Source organism: Pseudomonas graminis, assembly GCF_001705435.1.
In the GTDB taxonomy this organism is placed as follows: Bacteria; Pseudomonadota; Gammaproteobacteria; order Pseudomonadales; family Pseudomonadaceae; genus Aquipseudomonas; species Aquipseudomonas graminis_B.
This window is the reverse complement of record NZ_MDEN01000063.1, coordinates 176,224-198,859: the sequence shown is the minus strand read 5'-3', so window position 1 is coordinate 198,859 and position 22,636 is coordinate 176,224. Positions and strand designations below refer to the sequence as shown.

The following is a 22,636-nucleotide window of genomic DNA, read 5'->3' as shown; positions in this document are numbered from 1 at the left end:
GGACGCAGGCGTCTAGCAGGCGAATATTTGAGCGATGGCCGTTCGCCTAAAGTGCTCAAGTTATAAAGGCGCAACTGGTTAATCCTCAATGATCTAAACCGCACGGCACGTGGCTTCTAAGGTTTAGTCAGTAGCAGTGGCGCCATAACAAAATCGTTTCACCCAGCGCCTGCCGCCCGCGATTTGCTGATCGGGGCACCTGCTCTTTTGCCTCACCTTTGCCAACCCTCGCCTTGGTCACGCCCAAGGTCCATGGGTTTCTGTTGCTCAGGAATAACAAGAAAAGGCATTTACCATGTTCAAGTTCAGGTTCAAACGCTCGAAAATACGTCAGGCCGGATTAATCGTTTTCGCGACCACACTGCTGCTGATCCTGCCGAACATGACGCGACTGTTCGGCTGAGCATGCTTCGCTCTGCTACCTGCAGACCCCCACACGCACTTGGCCGGCTGCCTGTTTCAAACAGGCAGCCGTTGGCCGTGCGGGTATCGCGTGGTCGCGTCTTGGATGGCGTGGCGGCGGGTGGTCTGGCAGCGGATCGTAAGGGGGCTGATTGTATGAGGTCAGCGCGCTGGGCGAAATGAACGCAGGGCTGTCTGTCGCACTGAGTGGCGCGCAGACCGTGGGAACGCGGCCGAGCTGATCGCTCGACCGCAACGGGCTGATCAGCCCTGGCGTTGCACCTGGATCATCGGCGCGGGAACAGGCTTTTTCTTGGCCGCCGGAACCGCAATCGGCGCTGAGGGCGACACCACGACCTTGGCGTGCATCTGCTCACAACCGCCGCCGCGGCGCATGCCACGTACCGGACAGGCATCCAGATAATCCAGGCCCACCGCCAGCTTCAGATGCCGCTCCGGGATCGCCAACTGATTGGTCACGTCGAAGCTGTACCAGGCGTCGTCGATCCAGGCCTCTGCCCACGCATGGCTGGACAGATGTTCGCTGCTGTCACTGTAGAGATAACCCGACACATAGCGCGCCGGCACCCCCAGACTGCGGGCACAGGCCAGAAATGCGTGGGTGTGATCCTGACAGACGCCCGCGCGGTTGGCGAATGCCTGGGCGGCGCAGGTATCCACCGCTGTCGCGCCCGGCGTGTAAGTGATGTGTTCGTTGAGCGCGTGCATCATATCGATCAGCGCAGTGCGGTCGGTGCGCTTCTGGGTCTGCGCGACAGCGAAGGCGCGAATCGCTTCGTCAGCTTCGGTCAGGCGGGTGAAACGCAGGAACGGCAGCGACGACTGGCTCTCATGTTCCGACTCGCGCTTCTCGTCGATCTCGACCTGGCCACGTGCGCCAATCACGATCGCTTCGTGGGGCTCGTCCAGGGTCAGCACGTGGAGAATATTGCCGAAAGGATCGATCTGCGCGCGCACCGGACGGGGCAACGCCAACTGCCAGCTCAGCACTTGCTGACGCTCGCTGTCGTGGGGGGTCAGACGCAAATACTGGATGCTGGCGCGGACCTGATCGTCGTAGTGATAAGTGGTCTCGTGGCTAATTGAGAGTCTCATGCAGCCTCCAGGTAAGAAGTGTGAATGACGCTACCCAGTTGGGCCAGAAGTGGAATGAATTCGTTCAACCACTCATGCAGGCCTTCATCGAGAATCTCGTCGATGCCGGTGTAGCGCAGGCGAGCGTCCAGCTCGGCGGCCAGACGCTGGGCGGGACGGCCATTGGCCCCGGGCAGACTGGCGAGAATGATGTCCAGCTCCTCCAGACACGCACGCAATGAGCGCGGAATATCCGCACGCAACAGCAGCAATTCAGCGACCTGACGAGCACCCGGTGCGTCGCGATAGACTTCCGTGTACGCCTCGAATGACGACAAGGCGCGCAACAGCGCACTCCATTGGTAGTAGCCGGCGGCGGAACTGTCTGCCGCCGCGTTGGCGGACGGGCCGCGCAATTCGAGCATTTCATAACGCGCATCGAGCATGCGCAGGGTGTTGTCGGCGCGCTCGATGAACGTCCCCAGACGGATGAACCGGAAGGCGTCGTTGCGCATGATGGTGCCGTAGGTCGCGCCGCGGAACAGGTGCGAACGCTCCTTGACCCACTCGCAGAAACGGCTCATGCCGTAGCGGCTCAAACCCTGCTCGGCGATGCCGCGAATTTCCAGGTAAGTGGCGTTGATGTTTTCCCACATGTCCGCAGTAATACGCCCGCGTACCGCATGGGCACTGGCCCGCGCCGCGCCCAGGCAGCTGAAGATGCTGGCCGGGTTTTCGGCGTCCAGTGCGAAAAAGTGCAGCAAGCGCTCGGCGTGCAGGTCGCCGTGGCGCTCCAGGTAATCGTCCAGGGTTCCGGTGATCAGCAGTGGCATGGCGATTTCATTGAGGCCATCCCCGCGTCCGTCCTGTGGCATCAGCGACAGCGAGTAACTGACGTCGAGCATCCGCGCGAGGTTTTCGGCGCGCTCCAGGTACCGCGACATCCAATATAAATCCGAGGCAGTTCTACTTAGCATTGGCAGGCATCCTTAATCCTCGACCACCCAGGTGTCCTTGGTTCCGCCACCCTGCGACGAGTTCACCACCAGCGACCCTTCGCGCAAGGCAACGCGCGTGAGACCACCGGGCACTACACGGGTTTCGCGGCCAGCCAGGACGAAGGGGCGAAGGTCGATGTGGCGCGGGGCGATGCCGTTCTCGACGAAGGTCGGACAGGTCGACAAACACAAGGTCGGTTGCGCGATATACGCGTGGGGCTTGGCTTTGAGCCGCGCCCGGAACGACTCGATTTCCGCGGCGGTGGCGGCGGGGCCCACAAGCATGCCGTAACCGCCGGAGCCCTGGGTTTCCTTGACCACCAGATCGCCCAGATTGGCGAGCACGTGGGACAGCTCTTCGGGCTTGCGGCACTGCCAGGTCGGCACGTTCTTCAGGATCGGCTCTTCGTCGAGGTAGAAACGGATCATGTCGGTCACAAAGGGGTAAACCGACTTGTCGTCCGCCACGCCGGTGCCGATGGCATTGGCCAGCACCACATTGCCCGAACGGTACGCGGACAGCAGGCCCGGCACGCCGAGCATTGAATCCGGGTTGAACGCCAGCGGATCGAGGAACGCGTCGTCGAGCCTGCGGTAAATCACGTCGACCGCTTTCGGGCCGTCGGTGGTTCGCATGAACACGCGGTCATCGCGCACGAAAAGGTCAGCGCCCTCCACCAGTTCGACGCCCATTTCCCGGGCCAGAAACGCGTGCTCGAAAAACGCGCTGTTAAAGCGCCCGGGCGTCAGCACCACGACGCTCGGATTATCCAGCGGGCTGGAGCTTTTCAGGGTGTCCAGCAGCAGGTTCGGGTAGTGATCGATCGGCGCGATGCGTTGCGCGGCGAACAGCTCGGGGAACAGCCGCATCATCATCTTGCGGTCTTCGAGCATGTAACTCACACCGCTAGGCGTGCGCAGGTTGTCTTCGAGCACGTAATACGTGCCGTCGCCATCACGCACCAGATCGACGCCTGAGATGTGCGAATACAGGTCACGATGAAGATTCAGGCCCTGCATCGCCAACTGGTATTGCTCGTTGGCGAGGACCTGTTCGGCGGGAATGATCCCGGCCTTGATGATGCGCTGATCGTGATAGAGGTCAGCGAGAAACATGTTCAGCGCCTTGACGCGCTGTATGCAGCCGCGCTCGACCACCCGCCACTCGCTGGCGGGGATGCTGCGCGGAATCGTGTCGAAAGGGATGAGCCGCTCGGTGCCCTGCTCGTCGCCGTACAGCGTGAACGTGATCCCGGCGCGATGAAACAAAAGATCGGCCTCACGCCGGCGCTGAGCGAGCAACTCAGGCGGCGCTTCGCCCAGCCAGCGGGCGAATTCCCGATAATGCGGACGGACTATGCCGCCCGCATCGTACATCTCGTCATAAAAGGTGCGGATCATGCCGTACTCCTTGTCACCATGGACACCAGAGCCTTCGCAAGGCCCGTGCCATCGGCATAAACGCTTTAATATCAATGGGTTGAATTAAACAGCCGGAGCGTCCGCACCATTCCTGTGCACGATGCGCCCTAACCCGTTCCCCGGCGCTTCATGGCGAAGCGTCGTTCCGTTTGAAAATCTATCGCAGGCATAGCCACAGTTCATTTCCGCGCGTTACGCGCACTGAGCATAATCGCCCCATACCGCAGACCAACCCGCCGGATTCCACAAGGCGATTGGCTCAAAACCTGATTGGCAACGCCACCCGATATTCCCTTTCCGCCGCTCCCATGAGAGCGGCTTTTTTTTGCCTGCGATTCGGCTCGGTGCCTCTCCCGCTCCACTGATTTGCCGTGGAGCCGAGAGATGGCGTTCAACCATACATGCCCTGTTTTCGGGCCTGACTGTCAATGAAGCCCGATCAATGAAGGCGCTTGAGCTCCTGCTTGACGCCCCAGCCTTCAACCTCCCCGTCCAGACCGAAAATCGCGGTCTGGAAATCCTGCTCGAAGTCGCCTATTCCGTCGTAGGTCGCGTACATCAACTTGCTCAGTTCCAGGTGCCACGCACCGTCTTCCAGAGCATTGAGCTGAACATTGACTGACTCGCCGCGAAATTTTTCCGCTGCCTGACGCGCCCGGTCCTCATCCGGAAACGTGGCATAGAACTCGATGGGGTGAATGCGTGCGAAGTCGAAACCGCCTTCTTTCATGCAGCGCAGAACATGGCTGCTGACGTCTTCTTGATAGGCTGTGCTCATGAAACGTCCTCCTATGCAACGATAGATAGAGTTTCAACTATCCCGAAACACTCCCCGGTGGCGAGGCGTGTAGCGGCAGGTCATCTGCCGCCCGGGACTCAAGCATGTCGCTGACAAGGCCGGTGCGTTTTACAAAACGGGCATACGTACGCGAGCTGACTCGGGTAGATGCTTCACCGACCTCACTGGCAGAGTACGCGCATTGATAGTGCGTTGCCAATTGGCAGGGTGACGGGGAATCCAGGCTTTTTAGGGGGCTTCTACGATGGAGATGATCTGTACCGCGTTCTGCTCTTTGAGTGTCTTCACGGTGGGCTCGGCGGTGCGACCGTCGAGGTCGATCAGATCAAGATCACTGGCGACCGGAAACAGGATCGGACGGATTCGCTGCGCAGCCTCTTCATCACTGGGACGGTGATCGGATTCAAGATCGAGGGTTTGCTGCACACCGTCTTTGTCCAGAAACGAAATAGTCCACACTTTCATCAATGTCTCCTCAGTAAGGGCCGGACAACGGCCTAGTGATCTTGACCCTTGCAGCGCAACGACGTTCAACCCGAATCGTCAGCGCCCGGCTGACGTTAGCAGCGTGATGCCAACGATCCGCAGGCAAAAAAAACGCCCCGGTCTCGGGGCGTTCTTCATCAGGCTGCGGTCATTGCGGCTTGGCGTCTTTGACCCCTGCCGTGTTGTCCAGCAGGCTCTTGGTCGCGGTCTGCAGGAAGCTGTCGAGCTTCTTGCGCAACTCGGTGACGTCCGGCGCATTCGGCATCAGCTCGGCGTGGGGCTTGGTGCCCAACTCGTAGCTGTACACCTTCGGCTCCATTTCCTTGGGTTCGATCAGGATCCGGTTGCCGGTGACCAGCGCCACGGTCTGCTCGCTGCCCGATGGCTTGATCACACCGAAGCCTTCGTCGCCTACCGGCAGATTGAGCAGGTCGCGGCCCCAGCACTGGTGCACGGTGTCGCCACCCAGGCGGCCCATGATGGTCGGGACGATGTCGATCTGCGTGCCGACGATGCTGCTGCGCTTGCCGAACTTGTCCTGAAGGCCCGGGGCGATCATCAGCATCGGCACGTTGAAGCGGCCGAGGTCCATTTCGGTGATCTGCTCGTTGTTGCCGAAGCCGTGGTCACCGACTACCACAAACAGCGTGTCCTTGTAGTAAGGCTCTTTCTTGGCCTTCTCGAAGAACTGACCCAGCGCCCAATCCGAATAACGCATGGCGGTGAGGTGTTCATCCAGCGTGCCATGGCCGGTCACGCGCTCGACCGGCAGGTTTGCCGGCAGTGCGTACGGCGTGTGGTTGGACAGGGTCTGCAGCAACGCATAGAACGGCTTGCCCTTGGCTTCGCGGGCTTTGAGTTCCTCGGCGCCACGGTCGAACATGTCCTGGTCGGAGACGCCCCAGGTCGGGTCCGAGAACACCGGGTTGACGAAGTCATTGCGGCCAATGAAGTTGGTCATGCCCTGGTTGCTGAAGAAGCCCGACTGGTTGTCCCAGGCGAAGTCACCGTTGTAGACATACACGTCGTCGTACTTGCGCGCGCTGAGTAACTGCGGCAAGCCGGACAGTTTGTGACTGCCTTCCGGCGTCTGCATCAGGTACTCGAAGCCCGGCAGGTTCGGGAAGCAGGCCATGGTCGCAAACATGCCCTGGTGGGTGTGTGTGCCGTTGGAGAAGAAGCGATCAAACAGCAGACCTTCCTGGGACAGTTTGTCGAAGTAAGGCGTGATGTTCGACTCGTCGCCCAGCGCACCCACCGAATGGCCGGCGAAGCTTTCCATCAGGATCACGACGACGTTCTTGATGGGCAACGTGTTGGCCGGCGGCGGCGTGAAATCACGACGCACAGCGGCTTTTTCTGGATCGATCAGCTTGTCGTTGGCGGTCAGCAGCATGTCACGAACGACCTGCTGGGCTTCGGCCTGAGGCAGGGTCGCCTTCCAGATGTTGTCGCGGTCTTCGGACATCCGGCTCTTGGCCGCCGCGATCAGCGTCAGCGTGCCGTTTAGCCCAAGGGTGTTGGCAAAGTTGGAGTCAGTCGTGTACGCATCGCCCCAACGCAGTGGCGGGCCCTGGCGCAGGGTGCCGCGGGCGGCGATGACGGCCACCACCAGGCACAGCAGGAACACCACGGCGCGCTTGTACAGCGGCGCCACCACACGGTTGTCAGCGCTGGCAACGTTGAACCCGCCACGGGGCCGGGTCACGCGATCGACGCCTTTGAAGACCAGGCTCAGCAGCCAGGTCACCAGCGCCCACGCCAGCAGATAGCGAACCACCGGATAGCCGTACCAGATCATGCTCAGGACGGTTTTCGGGTCTTCTTTGACGTACTGGAACACCAGGCCATTCAGGCGCTGGTGGAATTCACGGTAGAAATCCATCTCCATCAGGCCGAAGAACGCGGTCAGGCTCGCGACCAGCGTCAGCCAGAAGCGGAAGACCCCACGGGCCGCCATCATGCGCGCGCTGAACAGTGACAGCAGAAGGGGAATCAGGATGTACACGACCAGACGCAAATCGAACCGCAGGCCATTGGCGAACGCCTCGACGAAGGTCGAAGCTGGCGTCGCACCGATGCCTTCGCGGTTATAGACCAGCAGCGCTACGCGCAGAAGGGTGTACAGAACCATCAGCACCAGGCCGCTCAGGAGCGTATAGGCCAGGTGCGATTTGACGGTAGGTTGCGGCGCGCGCGCCGGGGCGTCCGTTTTGGCCATGGGTTGTGGGATCCGTTGGATTCAGGTTTAAGTTCAAAAAGCTGTGCGCCCGACCCCATCGAAATGCCGGTCCGGGCTGCGGGGGCCAAATATTACGTGAACCTCCGCGGTTTACCACCGATGCCGCGCATTCTTCATGACGGATCGGCACAAACGGTTATCACAATCAGGGAGCAGTCTCGGAACGGCGCGAATCTTCCCGAAGAAACGGTGAAAATTCCGTTGATTAGTCGCCCCTCACATATTTTCTTACAAAGCCTCGAATCAGGATTAAACCTTGAACGTCTGGGCATAGCGCTCGACGGCGTGCTCGATGGCTTCAAAGACAAGGGGCGCGTGGGGGCGGAGCGAGGCGTTTTCCTGCAGGGACGCCTGCACGGCCGCGATCAGTCGCGCAATGCGCACGTTCGGTTTGCGGATGTCACAGGTCGACGCCAGGCTCAGAATGCCGAGCCGCGACCCGAACAGGCTCTTTGAGCCATCCAGACGCAGGGCAAGCGCGTCGTCCTTTATGTACGCGGTGGTGTTGACGATGTCGTAGGCCGGCGCCAGTTGCGCGTCCGCTCCCAGCGGGTCGCGATACAACAACCCGAAGTTCTTCAGATGGGCGTCGCCGTTGCCGACCATGCAACTGAGCGCGACGATGTCGAAGAATTGATCCAGCGATTCACGCACATGCTCAGGCGCGCAAAACAGGCGAATGGCCTTGGCGATGTTTTCGTAGCTGGAGTCGTATTTCTGCTCGGTGCCCTGGCCCATCAGCACAGCCATGTCCTCGAAGCCGATGGCCCGCTGCTCAGCATCACGATCAAAACGGCGCATGACGAACAGCTGGCGGTTATCCGACAGATGAAATTCCGGCACCGGCATGCCGGCTCTGCGCGCAGCGTCCATGCACACGTACTCGTTAACGGCCAACCCGGGGAAGTCCGCCCTCCCCGATTTGACGATCAGCTCCGGCATCAACAGCGTGGCTTTCGGGTCCGTCACGAAATCCGAATCGGGCACGATGACTTTGGGCTGAACACCTGAAATCCCGGTGCGCAAAATGTACTGATCGACCAGTTCGGCAAACAGATCCTGCGTCCCGTCCCAACTGAGTATCTGCCCCAGGCTTCTGCCTGGGACGGGGCCCGCGCCACCCAGCAACTCGTCGATCATGGGAGACGCCACCGCCACGCGGCCGACCGGCGAACCGCTGCCGGTCAATGCCATGAGCAGCATCGGGTTGATGGGTGTGGTTTTAGCGAGGCGATTGCGCAGCTGTTCCAGCACGAAGCCTTCGGGGAGGTTCATCTGGAAGACCGGGTGCAGACTGCGCGATACGTAGGCCGCATCGCGAACCCCCATGGTCAGGCTGATCTGCGACGCCGGGCTGGCGTCCAGGCCGTAGCGAAACAGGTAGTCGCCGGACGCCGATGCCGACAGCTCACCACTCTCACCCTCCGGGGTAAAAATGCGTACACGATCCAGGGGTTTCACTGGAACACCTCGCGCAGCTCTTCAAACGTCGGGCGTCGGGCGGAGACGACTTTTATCTCGGCATTCAACGCGGCCAGGACCTTGGCGTAGAAATTCACCGCCACGGTCGGGCTGCCCTTTTCGACTTCGGCGAGCTTTTGCCGTGTCATGCCCGACTGGTGGGCCAACTGAACCTGAGTGAGCCCGCGGGACCTACGCATTTCTTCGATCTGGCTGCCCAGCCGCTCAAGCAACAACGTCGCGTCCATTTGTCACGCCTGCATAACATTTAACGATGAATGGAATGTACACGTGACATGCAGGGCGATCAAGGAGAAGTTACGTTTACCTGACATCAGCCCATGGATGTCAGGTTTACGTAACCTTGCAGCGGGGTCAGGCGTTGCTTGGCTTGCTGATCGCCTGAAGCACGTACTGCGGCAATGCGAAGGCGCCGATGTGGACCTCAGGGTTGTAGTAACGGGTGACGATGCCGCTGCCGGCGAACCGCTGATGCAAAGTGTCCAGCGAAATCTTGCGGTGCTGGGAATCCGTAGAGCCCCAGGCAAAGGTCATCGCGCCGCCAATGTAGGTGGGCACCGCTGCCTGATAGAAATGCCAGTCGGCGAACAGTCCATTCATGCGCCCTGCCGTGGTTTGCACTTCGCTCAGCTGCATGAATGGCGTGCCGTTCTGCGTGACCAGAATGCCGCCTTCGTTGAGGCAGCGATGGCAGGCCTGGTAGAAATTCTCCGAGAACAGCACTTCGCCCGGCCCGATCGGGTCGGTGGAATCGGAAATGATGACGTCGAATTTTTCCTCGGTGTTGGCAACGAAGCGCATGCCGTCGTCGATGACCAGGTTCAGACGCGAATCATCGAAAGCGCCTTTGGAGTGATTCGGCAGGTATTCCTTGCACATCTCGACCACGGTGCCGTCGATCTCGACCATGGTGATGTGCTCGACCGTCGCGTGCTTGGCGACTTCGCGCAGCATGCCGCCGTCGCCACCGCCGATGATCAGGACGCGTTTGGCGCGGCCGTGGGCCAGAATCGGCACGTGGGTGAGCATCTCGTGATAAATGAACTCGTCGGCTTCAGTGGTCTGAATCACGCCGTCCAGCGCCATGACGCGACCCATGCGCGGGTTCTGGAAGATCACCAGATGCTGATGCTCGGTGCGCACTTCATGCAGCATTTTTTCCATGCGAAAGCGCTGGCCATAGCCTTCGTACAACGTTTCTTGATAATCGCTCATGGATGGAGTCCCCGATAACTACTGATGACAGGACGGCGCGCCGCCCACAAGAAGGCGCGCATTCTACGTCGCGGCGCATGACAGGTCGAATGTCGCGGCGGCGCAAGGGTGATCCGCCCCCAACAAAAACGCCCGACTGGCCAGGCCAGTCGGGCGTTATGTGTTCTGAAGCTTGGCTGCGCTTCTGCTGCGATGCTAGATAGGCACGCTACTAGATACGCACGTTGCCGCGCGGGCCAGCGATTGCCCAGATGATCAGGCCCAGCACCGGCAGGATGACGATCAACAAAATCCAGAGAATTTTCTTCCCGGTTTCCGCGCCGCTTTTCAGCACGTTGATGATGGCCCAGATATCCAGCGCCAGAATGATCAGGCCGATCAGACCGTTGAAAGTAGAACCCATGGTGTTGCTCCTTATTGAAGGCTTGCCCACTTGAGAGTAGTGGCCTGCAACGAGGGTTCCGTTGGTCGGCAGGGATATTTGTCTGCGCAGCAAATCGCGTCGAAGGCGATCAAATCTGCGCCTTGAGCGCCTCCAGCGATGGCTCGATCAGTATGCCGAGTTCAACGCCGAGGGCCATGACTCGCTCGACGTCGGCGCCGTAGACCAGCACCGTTTGCAGCACGTGGTCCAGCGGCTCGCTGACGTCCATCAACACGTACCCGCCCATGTCCTTGTTCATGCTGGACAGCTGAATCTGTATACGGTTAAGCGCGGCCAGCGGTTCGGCCTTGGTCAGCTGTTTGGGCTTGATGTTGAACATTACGTTCGGGCCAAACGACGCCATGATCTCGGTGAGCAGGTCGGGATAGGTATCGGCCTGAAACAACACGGTGTCGGGAAGGCTGCCGATCACCACCCACTCCCCCAGCGGGATCGGGAAGGTGTCGTCGAAATTGATGTCAGGGTTGGCGGTCAGGAACGCATCGGGATCGCCGTAGGCCTGGGTGGCCTCATCGGCGATTTTTTCGATTTCTTCATCGCTCATGCAGCCGGAGCTGATCTTGCTGATGAATTCGATGAGTGAAGCTTTCATGGCAGATCGTCCGAGGGCTGGAAAACAGGCGCGCAGAATAGCTGGAAATGCGGCGCGCCTCTATCGCTTACGCCCCCAGACGGGTGAGCTGCTCGGCGGTCTCGGTCGCACCCATTGTCTGCGCGGCCATCAGCGGAGTGACGCCCTTGGCATCCTGGATATGAGGGTTGGCACCCTTGGAGATCAGGTAATCGACGATCGCGGTACGGTTGAACATCGCCGCCATCATCAATGCCGTGCGGCCGTCGGCGGAAGCGCCTTCAACCTCTGCGCCGGCTTCCACGAGGATCTTCACGGTTTCCAGATCGCCTTTGAAAGCAGCACCGGCGATGGGGCTCTGGCCGTTGTCGTTGCGCAGTTCAGGGTCAGCCTTGTGCTTGAGCAGCACTCGCACGGCGTCTTGATGACCGTGATAGCTGGCCAGCATCAACAGCGTGTCGCCTTTGTGGTTGCGAAGATTGGGGGTCAAGCCGTTTTCCAGCAGCCGGTCGAGCATCGGGGCGTCGCCAGCACGGGCCCGGTCGAATACCTGCTCGGCAAATTCCAGTGCTTCTTCGTCTGTCATGCGCGTGGCAGAACCGGTCGTGTTGGGGGCTTCGGACATAGGTAACTCCAGTAGCGCAATGCATTGCGCGGTATGAATCAAGGGATGCGGCGATCTACGGGCCAGGCAATCTATGAGCCATGGACAAAGCGTGTAGTTCCACTCACAGCAACAACTCCAGGCGCGCAGCGCAGAGGGCGCCGTCGCACATGACGCCAACCCTGCTAGCGCCAATGATCGGCGCCCAACCATCGGTTTCAATGGAGGTGATAGTGGCGCCTGAACGCTCACCGAGAAAATTTCGCAACAACGTGAAATAAATCCCCTATACCGCTGTCTCAGTCATGTCACGCAATGCGTGCACCCCTCCCCGCGTCACCCACCACTCACTCCCAACTCCGGTAAATTGCAGGATGCACGAGAGGCATTCATGCAAATTGCACGAGGCAGCATTTTTTAAAAAACCGTAACCCGCTGATTTCATTGATATTTATTTAACCTCAAAAACTGGCACAGTCACTGCACTAGTCATTCCAAGCTTGTTATCCCATGAGCAATGGAGCCTCTAGACATGACTTTCATCCAAGAAAAATTCGCATCCGTATTTTCCGATTTCGAAGTCACCACTCAACCGCGTCCGGACGGTGGGGTTCTGTTGACTCTGCGTAACGATCAAGGCACCAACATCCGTCGCTGCGTGTCCTACGCTCAACTGCACACCCCAGTGCAACTGGAATGGGTGATCAGCGCGATTCGTCGCGACCTGGCCGCACAAGCCAGCGAGCTGCCCGCCATCTCGATGTTGCAAAGCCAGCACCGTTTTGATTTGCCTACTTATCACACCCGATAGGTATCAGGCCGGAACATTGCGTTCCGGCAGCAGCACGTTTCACTCTCATCGAAGCATCCCTTGTAGATTCCCGCGATAGTTGATGCTATCGCGGTTTTTTTTGAGCTTTTTTCGAGTCACTCCCTTCACGCAATGACAGTCATTGCGGCGCTGTCTCTCAGAGCGGGCCTATTGAATAATCCCTCGGCACAACGCCTCGCCCACCGCCTGCGCACGATTGGTCACCCCGAGCTTGGCGTAGATGCTCTTGAAGTGATGTTTGACGGTTGCTTCCGAGACTTCCTTTATCAGCCCGATCTCCCACGCCGTCTTGCCTTCCCGCGCCCACTTGAGAATTTCCAGCTCTTTGGGCGACAGCGCTCGGGTCTGCAGTTGACGCCCTTTTCCCGCCACATGAAGCATCGGCACCAGACTCGTCAGCAGGTACCGATCGTTGTGGGTCAGCGGGCGCTCCATGCCGTTCAGCGTGCAAATGGTGATGACACCCTGATTAGCCCGCGTCTGGCTGCTGTAGCCGTAGGAAAAGGCTGGCAGGAGGTCGCAATCCTCCACCGCCGCCATGTAGGCGGGTGATGGCGGGTAGGTCTTGAAGGCCTCTTCCCAATTCAGAAAGCCCATGGTGTGTCGGTAGCAGCGGATAACCGGGTCCTCGATCATCAGGCGTCCCTGGCAATAAAGGTCCTTCCAATAGCTGTCGACGTTCGACGTGATGCAACTGAGGAGCACGCCGTTTCGGTACTGATAGAGCATGGCCCGTTCGCTGCGGCATTCAGCTCTCAGCCAGTCAAGTGCGTTGGCGATGGCCGCATCGCCATCCTGTTCAGTGATGCTGGTGACCATTTGTTGTATCAACGGACTCAGCGTCCCTGTCTGCGCGTTTTTCATGTTCCCCTCCCGTTTAAAACCATCAAATGCGCGGCCCTGATGCCCCTTGGATTTTTTATGCATGGCAGCTGAAAACGGCGTCAGGTGCTGTCGTCAACACGACCGCACGAGGCGCACTCAAAAGCTGTCAGGGTCCGGCAGGCGAAGGGTTACACAGTCGAGGAGGGTTAAACACAGCGTCAAAAACAAACAGGCATGCCTGACCGTAAAACAAGCAACTTCCCAAAACGAACAAAAACCAACTTACATTTTTCCGCATTTGGATACAAAAACGGCCAATGTCAAAGACATCGGCCGTCGGTTTTCAGCATGCTTGAATCGTCAGAAAGCGCAGGGCTCTATCCCCGTAAAACTGCTGACGTTGATGTGCCCATCCAGTTCTCCGCCATCGCGCACCAGTGCGCAGGTGACCATGCCGGCCCGTTGCGCCGCATCGAGCTCTTCCACGATGTCAGACAGAAACAGAATGGCGTCCGCCGGCTGACCGATGCTCGACGCAATCGATCGATAGGACGCCTCCTCCCGCTTGGGCCCGGAGGTGGTGTCAAAGTAGCCGCTGAACAGTCCGGACAGATCGCCCGCCTCGGAGCAACCAAAGATCAGCTTCTGCGCCTGGATCGAGCCCGAGGAGTAGACGTAAAGCGCGTACCCCGCCTGATGCCAGCGTTTCAGCGCCTCCACGGCGTCCGGGTAGACATGCCCCTTGAGCTGGCCGGCCTGATAACCCTGCTGCCAGACCATGCCTTGCAAGGCTTTCAGCGGCGTGGCTTTGCGATCTTCGGCGATCCATTGCAGCAGGATCTCGATCACCCGATCGACGCTCGCATCGGGTTCGGCACTGTCGTTGCGCACGGCCTGCAACTGCGCGGCCACCTCGGGGTCGGCGGCATGCTCGCGAACGAACGCGGGCAGATGCTGTTTGGCATACGGAAAGAGCACGTCGAAGACGAAGCTCACCGCGCTGGTGGTGCCTTCGATGTCGGTCAGGATCGCTTTAATGGTCATGGGTAATCAGTCTTCCAGACGCGGGAACTGGCCGGCGATGCTTTCGCCGGTGAATTTGGCCACCCAGCCCTCCGGGTTATTGAACAGGCGGATGGCGACGAAATGCGGATTCTCGCCCATGTCGAACCAATGGCGGGTGCCGGCCGGCACCGAGATCAGGTCGTTTTTTTCGCACAGCACGGCGTAGACAAAGTCGTCGATGTGCAGGGTAAACAGCCCACGGCCGGCAACGAAGAAACGCACCTCATCTTCGCCATGCTGGTGCTCCTCGAGGAACTTGGCGCGCAGTTCGGCCTTCTGCGGGTGATCGCTGTTGAGGCTGATCACGTCGACGGTCACGTAACCGCGCTCGGTCATCAGCCTGTCAATCTGGGTGCGGTAGGCCGCGACGACCTCCTCCTGGCTGGCGCCGGGGGTGATGGGCGCTGCCGCCTGCCAGCGGTCGAACGCCACACCGTGCTCGGCCAGGGTCGAGGCAATGTCTTCCAGGTGCGTCAGGACCTTGTTGGGCAGCTCGGGGGATGACACGTGATAAACGGACAGACTGCTCATTTCGGGGCTTCCTCGGTTCGGTCCGCACCGGTCGGCTCTGGGGCCGATCCGACGCGTTGATTCAGGCAGTGGGAACGCTGCGGTGCGTTGATCGTTGCGTACGTCAGGGATCAGCGGTTGAGCACGGACAGCGTCTTGAGCTCGCATTCGAACAAGAATTCGAAGGCTTCGATCTGGCGCAAGGCATCGCTCATTTTCGCGCCCCAGGTGTATAACCCATGACCGCGAATCAAGTAACCGGCGCAGTCAGGGTGTTGATCCAGCCAGGGCTGGACCTTGTCGGCGAGCCGGGCGATGTCCTGATCGTTGTCGAAAATCGGTACCAGCACTTTTGATTCGTGGGTGGAAACGCCGCTGAAGGCCTTTTGCAGCTCGTAGTCCTCGAACACCAGATGATCACCGGCCGTGAGCCGGGACAGCACGGTGGCGTTGACCGAATGGGTGTGCAGCACGGCGCCCACTGCAGGCTTGCAACTATAAAGCTGCGTGTGCAGCAGGGTTTCAGCCGACGGCTTTTTGCCGGGCTCCAGGCTGTTGCCGGCAAGGTCGGTGGCCAGCACGTCGTCCATGCCCAACTGGCCCTTGTGCTTGCCGGAGACGGTCAGCAGCGCTTCGGTCGGCGACAGGCGCACGGAATAATTGCTGCTGGTGGCGGGCGACCAGCCCCGGGCGTACAAAAACTGCCCCGCTTCGATGATTTCCCGCGCCAGTGCTTCGCGACTCATACGCGCTCCTCTTTCATACATGTGGCGGTCAGAACAGCAGCGGCCACGGCCGCCAGACTCGCAATGGCAAAGGTCCAACTGGCGCCCAGCGCATTCCAGCTGTACCCGGCATACAAAGCGCCCATCGCCCCGCCGGTGCCGGAAAGGGCGGCGTACAGCGCCTGACCCTGACCCTGCTGGCGCGGGCCGAAGCTGCGCTGCACGTAATGCACGGCCGAGGCATGAAAACTGCCGAAGGTGGCCGCGTGCATCAGTTGGGCGACGATCAGAATCGCCAGATGATCGGCCAGATTACCCAGTAAAAGCCAGCGCAAGGCGGCGATCACGAAGCTGGTCATCAGCACCTGGCGGACACTGAATCGCTGCAGCACACGGCTCATCAGCATGAACATCAACACTTCGGCAATCACCCCCAGCGCCCACAGCAGGCCAATGATGCCGCGGGTGTAACCGAGGTGTTCCAAGTGCAGCGTAAGAAAAGTGTTATACGGCCCGTGGCTCAGTTGTATCAGGGCAACGCTGACGTAAAACGCCAGCACGCCCGGCCTCATCAACTGCCTGAGAAACCCCTCCCCCGCGACCCGCGCGCCCGAGACCACCGGTTGTGCATTCGGCACCCACCAACTGCTGGCGACAATGCCGATCAGAATGACCAGCAAGAGTTGCGGGTAGTAATCCAGGCTGAACCACTCGAGCATCCGGCCCAGCACGACCACCGAGAGAATGAAGCCGATCGATCCCCACAGCCGGATCTGGCTGTAGCGGGAAGTCTGGCCCTGCAAATGCGTCAGCGTGATGACTTCGAACTGCGGCAGCACCGCGTGCCAGAAAAACGCATAGAGCGCCATGACCATCGCCAGCCAGGCGTAGGACGTGTCGACGAGAATCAGGCTGAAACAGGCCAGCCCGCAGAGGGCGCCGAAGCGCACGATGGCCAGACGTCGCCCGGTGTGGTCGCCGAGCCAGCCCCAGACATTGGGCGCGACGCAGCGCATCAGCATCGGGATCGCTACCAACTCGCCGATGCGCGCAGCAGAAAAACCCAGGTGGCTGAAATACAGCGCCATGTAAGGCGCCGTGGCCCCAAGCAGGGCGAAGTAGAAGAGATAGAAGCTGGCGAGGCGCCAGTAAGGAAGCGCCGCCACGCTCAGATGACCGCGGCGGCAACGCGCGGCTCAGGCATTACAGCTGACCCAGAATCGGCGTCGTGACACGCACGTCAGCGTTTTGGCCGCGATGGCGCAGCAGGTGGTCGACCAGCACGATGGCCATCATCGCTTCGGCAATGGGCGTGGCGCGGATGCCGACGCACGGGTCGTGGCGGCCTTTGGTGATGACTTCAACGGAGTTGCCATCGACGTCGATCGAGTGCCCCGGCGTGGTGATGCTGGACGTCGCCTTCAGCGCCAGGTGCGCAATGATCGGCTGGCCAGACGAAATCCCGCCGAGGATGCCGCCCGCGTTATTCGACAGAAAACCCTCGGGGCTCATCTCATCGCGGTGCTCGGTACCGCGCTGGGCAACGCAGGCAAAACCGGCGCCGATCTCGACGCCCTTGACCGCGTTGATGCTCATCAGCGCGTGGGCCAGTTCAGCGTCGAGACGGTCGAAAATCGGCTCGCCCAGGCCGGGCATCACGCCTTCGGCCACAACCGTGATCTTCGCGCCCACCGAATCCTGATCGCGACGCAGCTGGTCCATGTAGGCTTCCAGCTCCGGCACCTTGCTCGGGTCGGGGCTGAAGAACGCGTTGTCTTCCACCGAATCCCAGGTCTTGAACGGGATTTCGATCGGGCCGAGCTGGCTCATGTAGCCGCGAACGGTAATGCCCTGAGTGGCAAGAAACTTCTTGGCGATGGCCCCGGCGGCGACGCGCATGGCCGTTTCCCGCGCAGAGCTGCGACCGCCGCCACGGTAGTCGCGCAGGCCGTATTTATGGTGATAGGTGTAATCGGCGTGGGCGGGCCGGAACAGGTCCTTGATCGCCGAATAGTCCTTGGACTTCTGATCGGTGTTGCGGATCAGCAGGCCGATGGACGCGCCGGTGGTCTTGCCTTCGAAGACGCCGGAGAGGATTTCGACCTCGTCGGGCTCCTGACGCTGGGTGGTGTGGCGGCTGGTCCCCGGCTTGCGGCGGTCGAGGTCACGCTGCAGGTCTTCCAGCGACAGCTCGATGCCCGGCGGGCAGCCGTCAACGATGGCAACCAGTGCCGGACCGTGGCTTTCGCCGGCAGTGGTGACAGTGAACAGCTTGCCGTAGGTATTGCCGGACATGCGGGAGGCTCCGAGGACGTTCAAAAACTCAAGCGCGCCAGTATACGCAGGCTTATGGCGCAGTTCATCCTCGAACCTTATTCATTTGCCCGCGTCCAATTGACACTTTATTGATGACGGTCCTGCAATGCTAAGCGCCTTACCCCTGATTCGCGGCTTCTGGCCGCTGCGAGCGATCATCTTGAGCCTGACCCTGCTGTCGTCCATCGCCCACGCCGGAACGCCCGTCGTGCTGCAGCGCCCCATCAGCCTGGACACCGGGACCGGCGAGCTGTTCGGCACGCTGCTGCTGCCCAAATCGACCAAACCCGTGCCAGTGGTGTTGATCATCGCCGGTTCGGGGCCGACCGACCGTGACGGCAACAACTCCGACGGCGGGCGCAACGACAGCATGAAGCGTCTCGCGCTGATCCTCGCCAAGCACAACATCGCCAGCGTGCGTTACGACAAGCGCGGCGTCGCGGCCAGTCGCCCTGCCACCCCGGACGAGCGCGATTTGAGCATCGAAAAGTACGTCGACGACGCGGTCGCCTGGGCCGCCAAGCTCAAGACCGACTCGCGCCTGGGCCCTCTGATTCTGATGGGCCACAGCGAGGGCGCGCTGGTCGCCACCCTGGCGGCGGAACGCGCAGGCGCCGTGGCGTTGATCTCCGTAGCCGGCACCGGTCGCCCGGTGGATCAAGTGGTTCGCGAGCAATTGCAGGATCGCCTCCCTCCTCCGCTGCTGGCGCGCAGTGAGCAACTGATCGAAGAGATCAAAGCCGGCAAGACCGACAACGACGTGCCCGAACCCCTTCAGGTGGTGTTCCGCCCGAGCGTGCAGCCTTATCTGATTTCATTGTTCCGGCAGAATCCGACGGCGGCGTTCGGGCAATTGAAGATCCCGACGCTGATCATTCAGGGGCGCAACGACATGCAAGTGGGCGTGGGCGATGCCGAGCTGCTGCACAAGGCCAAACCCGACTCGCAACTGGCGATTATCGACGGCATGAACCACGTGCTGCGCATCGTGCCGATGGACATCAAGCGGCAGTTGGCGTCCTACAAGGATCCACAGCTGCCGCTGGCCAGCGAAGTCACCGATCGCATCCTGAAATTCCTCGACTCGATACCGGCCGCCTGAGGCCGGTGCTCTTCTCGTCGACGCGCGAGTCGACGCACGATCCCTTCAGCTTCGTCAGAAACGGCCGATAGCTGTCTGCTGGCATCGTGTGCCGGTGCCATGTGCCGGGCAATGTCGATAACAGGATCGCCGTGATGACAGAAGCAACCATGCAAACCGACGCGGTCGATCCGACCGATGCCAAAGAAGGCGAAGTCGCCGCGCCTGTGCTGTGGGAAGAAGTCCACGCCGAGCACTTCTCGATGCTGCGTCTGGCGCCTCTGCCCACCGACCGTGCCACCGGCGCACGCCCGCTGCGGTTCGTCGAGTTCGGCAAGGCCGAGCGCCACAACAAGGAATTCAGCCTGCTGCGCATGAGCTATCAGTTGCCGGGGCAGAAGGTCCGTAAAGAGCAGAATCGACTGGATATCTGGGTGGACCACGCCAATCGCAGCGTCCGCGTCGGCCCGGAATCCGGTTTGCAGATCGACCCGTGGAACCGTGGTCTGGGGCGCTTCATGCTGGCTCAGGGCATCACCTGGGCGCAGAAACGTTGCGCCGCGTACAAGATCGAAGGCGTTGCGCTGGCCAACAAGGATGCGCTCAACGAGGACACGCGCCTGCGTCGTGATCACTTCCTCAAAACCCAGGGTTTCGAAGTCGTCTACGCCGATGCGCAGCACCTGAAAGGCACCATCAAGGACGCCAAGGTCGGCAACCTCAATAACACCTGGAACGCCGACAAAATCCAGATCGTGCAGATCCTCGACGCCGCGCAGATGCTGCAACAGGCCGAACAGAGGATTCAGGAACAGGACGTTACGATCAAGAAGACCGAAGACAAGGTCAACAAATACCGCCGGGACGACGCCGGCTTGCGCTTCACCATCGCCTGCCTGGTGACCTTTGCCGTGTTTCAGGCCGGCCTGCTGATCTGGATTGCAACGCACCGGTGACCCGGCGTTAAGCCAGGCCCGTGTGCTCGCCATCAGCTGTGTGGCGTGACAACCGACGCCTTCCCGGCTGAAGCCGGTCCTACATCCAGCATACGCGGTGAATCTGGATGGATGCGGTGCCCTGGTGGGACCGGCTTTAGCCGGGAAGAGGCCCGCGGATGGCCTGACTAGATCCGCGCCGCGAAGAGGTCTTGATGATTGCGGCACTGCTCGGCCGTCAGCATGAACACGCCGTGGCCGCCGCGCTCGAATTCCAGCCAGGCGAAATCCACTTCCGGGTACAGCGCTTCGACGTGAACCTGACTGTTGCCGACTTCCACGATCAACAAGCCCTTTTCCTCCAGATGGTCCGCTGCCTGGGCCAGCATGCGCCGCACCAGGTTCAAGCCGTCGTCACCGCAGGCCAGCGCCAGCTCGGGTTCGTGCTGGTATTCGTCGGGCATGTCGGCGAAATCTTCGGCATCGACGTACGGCGGGTTGGACACGATCAGGTCAAAACGCTGGCCCGGCAGGCCGTCGAAACCATCGCCCTGCACGGTGTACACGCGCTGATCCACGCCATGGCGCTCGATGTTCTGATTCGCCACTTCCAGCGCCTCGAACGACAGATCCGCCAACACCACTTCAGCGTCGGGGAACACGTCAGCGCAGGCGATGCCGATGCAGCCGGAGCCGGTGCAAAGGTCGAGAATGCGGGCCGGATCGCTGGCCAGCCAGGGTGCGAACCGCTGCTCGATCAGTTCACCGATGGGCGAGCGCGGAATCAGCACGCGCTCATCCACGATAAATGACATCCCGCAGAACCACGCTTCACCCAGCAGATACGCCGTGGGCACGCGCTCTTCGATGCGTCGCTTGATCAGGTGTTGAACCGCCACCAGCTCTTCGTCTTCCAGGTTGCAATCCAGGTAACTGTCGGCAATTTCCCACGGCAGGTGCAGGGCGCCGAGCACCAGCTGGCGAGCTTCGTCCCACGCGTTGTCGGTGCCATGACCGAAAAACAGGTCTTCCCCGTGGAATCGGCTGACAGCCCAACGGATATGATCGCGCAGGGTGCGCAGGCGGGAAGTGATCACGGCAGACTCCTTGAAAAAACGACGGGCGATTCTATCAGCCATCCACGCAACAAACGATCCCGCACCGGCCGCGGCGGCCCCGCGCAAAATTTTCCGCAGTCTTTGCCTCGTTTTGCAGGCACTATGACAGCAACCGTGACCTGCTCGACGGCTTGAAGCCCGGCAAAATAGCGAGGTCTGTGCGCACGGCGATTCACAGAATCGCTCTGCCAGTGGACAATGTGGCAAAAGCCCCACTCGAAGGAGCCCCCCGATGTCTGTTTCAAACACTGGTCCAAAGACCATGTTTCAACTCAGTGGCCGTGAATACGCAGCGGCGACATTGAGTAATGCCACGCTGATCATCATCGATGCGCAGAAGGAATACCTCAGCGGCCCCCTGGCCCTGACCGGCGTTCAGGACGCCATCAACAACATCGTCAAACTGGTCGCCGCAGCCCGTGCTGCGAAGTCGCCGATCATTCACGTGCGCCATCTCGGCACCGTCGGCGGCATGTTCGATCCCCAGGGCGAGCGCGGGCAATTTGTCCCCGAACTGCAGCCACAGGGTGATGAAGTCATCATCGAAAAACGCCTGCCCAACGCGCTGAATGGCACGGTCTCCACCGACGACCGCACCACCCTGCACAGCCTGCTGGAAAGCCGTGGCCGTCTGGACCTGGTGGTCTGCGGTTTCATGAGCCACTCCAGCGTCAGCACCACCGTGCGCGCGGCCAAGGATTACGGGTTTCGCTGCACGCTGGTTGAAGACGCCTGCGCCACCCGCGACCTGCCGACCCCGAGCGGTGTCATCAAAGCCGAGCTGGTGCAGCAGGCGGAGATGGCAATCATGAACGACAACTTCGCCAAACTGGCGCTGACCAAAGACCTGATCTGATTCCTCCCTCGACAGGAGCTGTTGCAACCGAGCTGACTGCGCAGGCCCCTCGCGCGGATCATTTTCCGGCAGTTCCTGAAGAAAAGGCGTACAAATGCAGTCGTCAGGCAGGGTAATCCTGTTCACCTGACCGCCTATCCGTAATCAATGCGTGATGCCCCTGAAACCTGGCCAGGCGGGAACCACCCCCACACTGCGCTGGTCAGAGCGCCGATACTCATAGAGGAAATCGGAATGAAAATATCCGATGGTTTTGATGCCCGTCGCCTGCGCCCCAAGGGCCAGGGCAGCTGGCGGATGCGCATAATCGCTGCGATTTCGGCCGTTCTGGCCACCGCTGGCGTGCTGTTGGCCATGGCCGGCATTGCCAGTCTGATCGGCAACCCTGTTGCGCTGGGCGAACTCAACGCCAGTCCCGCGGGCGCCGTGGTGACGGTGATTGTCGGTTTGCTGATGCTGTACGTCGGTATCTGGTTCTGGCGCCGCAGTCGCCGCCGCCGTCGTCGTGCCGGTGAACTCAACATGTCTCCCCATCTGATGAAGAAACACGACTGACCTTCGCGTCATCCGCTGCCGTTTAATCATCGAGAGTCTAAATCATCGATAGTCGCG

General features: G+C 60.5%; 24 protein-coding genes. 5 read left to right on the top strand and 19 right to left on the bottom strand.

The window, feature by feature from the left end:
* Positions 1 to 666 precede the first annotated feature (666 nt).
* The 12 genes from BBI10_RS14605 to BBI10_RS14550 form a co-directional block, all read right to left on the bottom strand.
* Positions 667 to 1,518 (bottom strand): transglutaminase family protein, encoded by an 852-nt coding sequence (locus BBI10_RS14605; protein WP_065989410.1) that lies wholly within the window; start codon positions 1,516 to 1,518, stop codon positions 667 to 669.
* Entirely contained in the window at positions 1,515 to 2,474 is a 960-nt protein-coding gene (locus BBI10_RS14600) for an alpha-E domain-containing protein (RefSeq protein ID WP_065989404.1), read from the bottom strand. The genes BBI10_RS14605 and BBI10_RS14600 overlap by 4 nt, the downstream gene beginning before the upstream one ends.
* Before the next feature lie 12 nt (positions 2,475 to 2,486).
* The gene (locus BBI10_RS14595; protein ID WP_065989403.1) at positions 2,487 to 3,896 is read right to left on the bottom strand and encodes a circularly permuted type 2 ATP-grasp protein; all 1,410 of its coding nucleotides are present in this window, start codon (positions 3,894 to 3,896) and stop codon (positions 2,487 to 2,489) included.
* Positions 3,897 to 4,356: 460 nt separating this feature from the next.
* A complete protein-coding gene (locus BBI10_RS14590) occupies positions 4,357 to 4,695 on the bottom strand; it encodes a ribonuclease E inhibitor RraB (protein ID WP_065989401.1) in 339 nt (112 codons plus the stop codon).
* Between the two features lie 249 nt (positions 4,696 to 4,944).
* On the bottom strand, positions 4,945 to 5,181 hold the full coding sequence (locus BBI10_RS14585; RefSeq protein WP_065989399.1) for a hypothetical protein: 237 nt from the start codon (positions 5,179 to 5,181) through the stop codon (positions 4,945 to 4,947).
* 169 nt (positions 5,182 to 5,350) lie between these two features.
* A complete protein-coding gene (locus BBI10_RS14580; protein WP_065989397.1) occupies positions 5,351 to 7,423 on the bottom strand; it encodes an LTA synthase family protein in 2,073 nt (690 codons plus the stop codon).
* 270 nt (positions 7,424 to 7,693) lie between these two features.
* Positions 7,694 to 8,905: a type II toxin-antitoxin system HipA family toxin gene (locus BBI10_RS14575; RefSeq protein WP_244160373.1), complete on the bottom strand. Its 1,212-nt coding sequence runs from the start codon at positions 8,903 to 8,905 to the stop codon at positions 7,694 to 7,696.
* Positions 8,902 to 9,153 carry a helix-turn-helix domain-containing protein gene (locus BBI10_RS14570; protein ID WP_065989395.1) on the bottom strand — a complete coding sequence of 84 codons (252 nt, stop codon included), beginning with the start codon at positions 9,151 to 9,153 and terminating at the stop codon, positions 8,902 to 8,904. Before BBI10_RS14570 ends, BBI10_RS14575 begins: the two co-directional genes overlap by 4 nt.
* Before the next feature lie 127 nt (positions 9,154 to 9,280).
* Positions 9,281 to 10,141 carry a polyamine aminopropyltransferase gene (speE, locus tag BBI10_RS14565; RefSeq protein WP_065989394.1) on the bottom strand — a complete coding sequence of 287 codons (861 nt, stop codon included), beginning with the start codon at positions 10,139 to 10,141 and terminating at the stop codon, positions 9,281 to 9,283.
* 211 nt (positions 10,142 to 10,352) lie between these two features.
* Positions 10,353 to 10,544 (bottom strand): PLDc N-terminal domain-containing protein, encoded by a 192-nt coding sequence (locus BBI10_RS14560; protein WP_037009073.1) that lies wholly within the window; start codon positions 10,542 to 10,544, stop codon positions 10,353 to 10,355.
* Positions 10,545 to 10,653: 109 nt separating this feature from the next.
* Positions 10,654 to 11,178, bottom strand: a complete 525-nt coding sequence (locus BBI10_RS14555) for a hypothetical protein (RefSeq protein WP_065989392.1) — start codon at positions 11,176 to 11,178, stop codon at positions 10,654 to 10,656.
* Positions 11,179 to 11,245: 67 nt separating this feature from the next.
* Complete coding sequence (locus BBI10_RS14550) at positions 11,246 to 11,782, bottom strand: ankyrin repeat domain-containing protein (protein WP_065989390.1); 537 nt, start codon at positions 11,780 to 11,782, stop codon at positions 11,246 to 11,248.
* 511 nt (positions 11,783 to 12,293) lie between these two features.
* On the opposite strand from BBI10_RS14550, the gene BBI10_RS14545 reads away from it, so the two are divergent.
* Complete coding sequence (locus BBI10_RS14545) at positions 12,294 to 12,572, top strand: DUF3509 domain-containing protein (protein ID WP_065989389.1); 279 nt, start codon at positions 12,294 to 12,296, stop codon at positions 12,570 to 12,572.
* Positions 12,573 to 12,740: 168 nt separating this feature from the next.
* Here the strand turns inward: BBI10_RS14545 and BBI10_RS14540 are convergent, their stop codons facing one another.
* The 6 genes from BBI10_RS14540 to aroC all read right to left on the bottom strand — a co-directional run bounded on the left by BBI10_RS14540 (position 12,741) and on the right by aroC (position 18,013).
* Positions 12,741 to 13,457: a helix-turn-helix transcriptional regulator gene (locus tag BBI10_RS14540; RefSeq protein ID WP_065989388.1), complete on the bottom strand. Its 717-nt coding sequence runs from the start codon at positions 13,455 to 13,457 to the stop codon at positions 12,741 to 12,743.
* Between the two features lie 321 nt (positions 13,458 to 13,778).
* The gene (gene mtnC / locus BBI10_RS14535) at positions 13,779 to 14,462 is read right to left on the bottom strand and encodes an acireductone synthase (protein ID WP_065989386.1); all 684 of its coding nucleotides are present in this window, start codon (positions 14,460 to 14,462) and stop codon (positions 13,779 to 13,781) included.
* Between the two features lie 6 nt (positions 14,463 to 14,468).
* Positions 14,469 to 15,014, bottom strand: a complete 546-nt coding sequence (locus BBI10_RS14530) for a 1,2-dihydroxy-3-keto-5-methylthiopentene dioxygenase (protein ID WP_065989385.1) — start codon at positions 15,012 to 15,014, stop codon at positions 14,469 to 14,471.
* A 110-nt stretch (positions 15,015 to 15,124) separates the two neighbouring features.
* Entirely contained in the window at positions 15,125 to 15,739 is a 615-nt protein-coding gene (locus tag BBI10_RS14525; RefSeq protein ID WP_065989384.1) for a methylthioribulose 1-phosphate dehydratase, read from the bottom strand.
* Positions 15,736 to 16,890 carry an MFS transporter gene (locus tag BBI10_RS14520; protein WP_208600755.1) on the bottom strand — a complete coding sequence of 385 codons (1,155 nt, stop codon included), beginning with the start codon at positions 16,888 to 16,890 and terminating at the stop codon, positions 15,736 to 15,738. The genes BBI10_RS14525 and BBI10_RS14520 overlap by 4 nt, the downstream gene beginning before the upstream one ends.
* A 31-nt stretch (positions 16,891 to 16,921) precedes the next feature.
* On the bottom strand, positions 16,922 to 18,013 hold the full coding sequence (aroC, locus tag BBI10_RS14515) for a chorismate synthase (protein ID WP_065989382.1): 1,092 nt from the start codon (positions 18,011 to 18,013) through the stop codon (positions 16,922 to 16,924).
* Positions 18,014 to 18,140: 127 nt separating this feature from the next.
* On the opposite strand from aroC, the gene BBI10_RS14510 reads away from it, so the two are divergent.
* Both BBI10_RS14510 and BBI10_RS14505 read left to right on the top strand, forming a co-directional pair.
* Entirely contained in the window at positions 18,141 to 19,136 is a 996-nt protein-coding gene (locus BBI10_RS14510; protein ID WP_065989381.1) for an alpha/beta hydrolase, read from the top strand.
* Between the two features lie 134 nt (positions 19,137 to 19,270).
* A complete protein-coding gene (locus BBI10_RS14505; RefSeq protein WP_065989380.1) occupies positions 19,271 to 20,071 on the top strand; it encodes a hypothetical protein in 801 nt (266 codons plus the stop codon).
* 167 nt (positions 20,072 to 20,238) lie between these two features.
* On the opposite strand, the gene prmB is transcribed toward BBI10_RS14505, so the two are convergent.
* Positions 20,239 to 21,147, bottom strand: coding sequence for a 50S ribosomal protein L3 N(5)-glutamine methyltransferase (gene prmB / locus BBI10_RS14500; RefSeq protein WP_065989379.1), 909 nt, complete (start codon positions 21,145 to 21,147; stop codon positions 20,239 to 20,241).
* Between the two features lie 253 nt (positions 21,148 to 21,400).
* Between prmB and BBI10_RS14495 the strand changes: the two genes are divergently transcribed.
* Together BBI10_RS14495 and BBI10_RS14490 are read left to right on the top strand one after the other, a co-directional pair.
* The gene (locus BBI10_RS14495; RefSeq protein WP_065989378.1) at positions 21,401 to 22,024 is read left to right on the top strand and encodes a cysteine hydrolase family protein; all 624 of its coding nucleotides are present in this window, start codon (positions 21,401 to 21,403) and stop codon (positions 22,022 to 22,024) included.
* 234 nt (positions 22,025 to 22,258) lie between these two features.
* Entirely contained in the window at positions 22,259 to 22,579 is a 321-nt protein-coding gene (locus tag BBI10_RS14490; RefSeq protein WP_065989377.1) for a hypothetical protein, read from the top strand.
* The last annotated feature ends 57 nt before the right edge of the window (positions 22,580 to 22,636 follow it).

Excerpts from the sequence above, each read along its gene's own strand:
- BBI10_RS14605 (WP_065989410.1), bottom strand. The coding sequence starts at position 1,518 with ATGAGACTCTCAATTAGCCACGAGACCACTTATCACTACGACGATCAG.
- BBI10_RS14600 (WP_065989404.1), bottom strand. The coding sequence starts at position 2,474 with ATGCTAAGTAGAACTGCCTCGGATTTATATTGGATGTCGCGGTACCTG.
- BBI10_RS14595 (WP_065989403.1), bottom strand. The coding sequence starts at position 3,896 with ATGATCCGCACCTTTTATGACGAGATGTACGATGCGGGCGGCATAGTC.
- BBI10_RS14590 (WP_065989401.1), bottom strand. The coding sequence starts at position 4,695 with ATGAGCACAGCCTATCAAGAAGACGTCAGCAGCCATGTTCTGCGCTGC.
- BBI10_RS14585 (WP_065989399.1), bottom strand. The coding sequence starts at position 5,181 with ATGAAAGTGTGGACTATTTCGTTTCTGGACAAAGACGGTGTGCAGCAA.
- BBI10_RS14580 (WP_065989397.1), bottom strand. The coding sequence starts at position 7,423 with ATGGCCAAAACGGACGCCCCGGCGCGCGCGCCGCAACCTACCGTCAAA.
- BBI10_RS14570 (WP_065989395.1), bottom strand. The coding sequence starts at position 9,153 with ATGGACGCGACGTTGTTGCTTGAGCGGCTGGGCAGCCAGATCGAAGAA.
- speE (WP_065989394.1), bottom strand. The coding sequence starts at position 10,141 with ATGAGCGATTATCAAGAAACGTTGTACGAAGGCTATGGCCAGCGCTTT.
- BBI10_RS14560 (WP_037009073.1), bottom strand. The coding sequence starts at position 10,544 with ATGGGTTCTACTTTCAACGGTCTGATCGGCCTGATCATTCTGGCGCTG.
- BBI10_RS14555 (WP_065989392.1), bottom strand. The coding sequence starts at position 11,178 with ATGAAAGCTTCACTCATCGAATTCATCAGCAAGATCAGCTCCGGCTGC.
- BBI10_RS14550 (WP_065989390.1), bottom strand. The coding sequence starts at position 11,782 with ATGTCCGAAGCCCCCAACACGACCGGTTCTGCCACGCGCATGACAGAC.
- BBI10_RS14545 (WP_065989389.1), top strand. The coding sequence starts at position 12,294 with ATGACTTTCATCCAAGAAAAATTCGCATCCGTATTTTCCGATTTCGAA.
- BBI10_RS14540 (WP_065989388.1), bottom strand. The coding sequence starts at position 13,457 with ATGAAAAACGCGCAGACAGGGACGCTGAGTCCGTTGATACAACAAATG.
- mtnC (WP_065989386.1), bottom strand. The coding sequence starts at position 14,462 with ATGACCATTAAAGCGATCCTGACCGACATCGAAGGCACCACCAGCGCG.
- BBI10_RS14530 (WP_065989385.1), bottom strand. The coding sequence starts at position 15,014 with ATGAGCAGTCTGTCCGTTTATCACGTGTCATCCCCCGAGCTGCCCAAC.
- BBI10_RS14525 (WP_065989384.1), bottom strand. The coding sequence starts at position 15,739 with ATGAGTCGCGAAGCACTGGCGCGGGAAATCATCGAAGCGGGGCAGTTT.
- aroC (WP_065989382.1), bottom strand. The coding sequence starts at position 18,013 with ATGTCCGGCAATACCTACGGCAAGCTGTTCACTGTCACCACTGCCGGC.
- BBI10_RS14510 (WP_065989381.1), top strand. The coding sequence starts at position 18,141 with ATGCTAAGCGCCTTACCCCTGATTCGCGGCTTCTGGCCGCTGCGAGCG.
- BBI10_RS14505 (WP_065989380.1), top strand. The coding sequence starts at position 19,271 with ATGACAGAAGCAACCATGCAAACCGACGCGGTCGATCCGACCGATGCC.
- BBI10_RS14495 (WP_065989378.1), top strand. The coding sequence starts at position 21,401 with ATGTCTGTTTCAAACACTGGTCCAAAGACCATGTTTCAACTCAGTGGC.
- BBI10_RS14490 (WP_065989377.1), top strand. The coding sequence starts at position 22,259 with ATGAAAATATCCGATGGTTTTGATGCCCGTCGCCTGCGCCCCAAGGGC.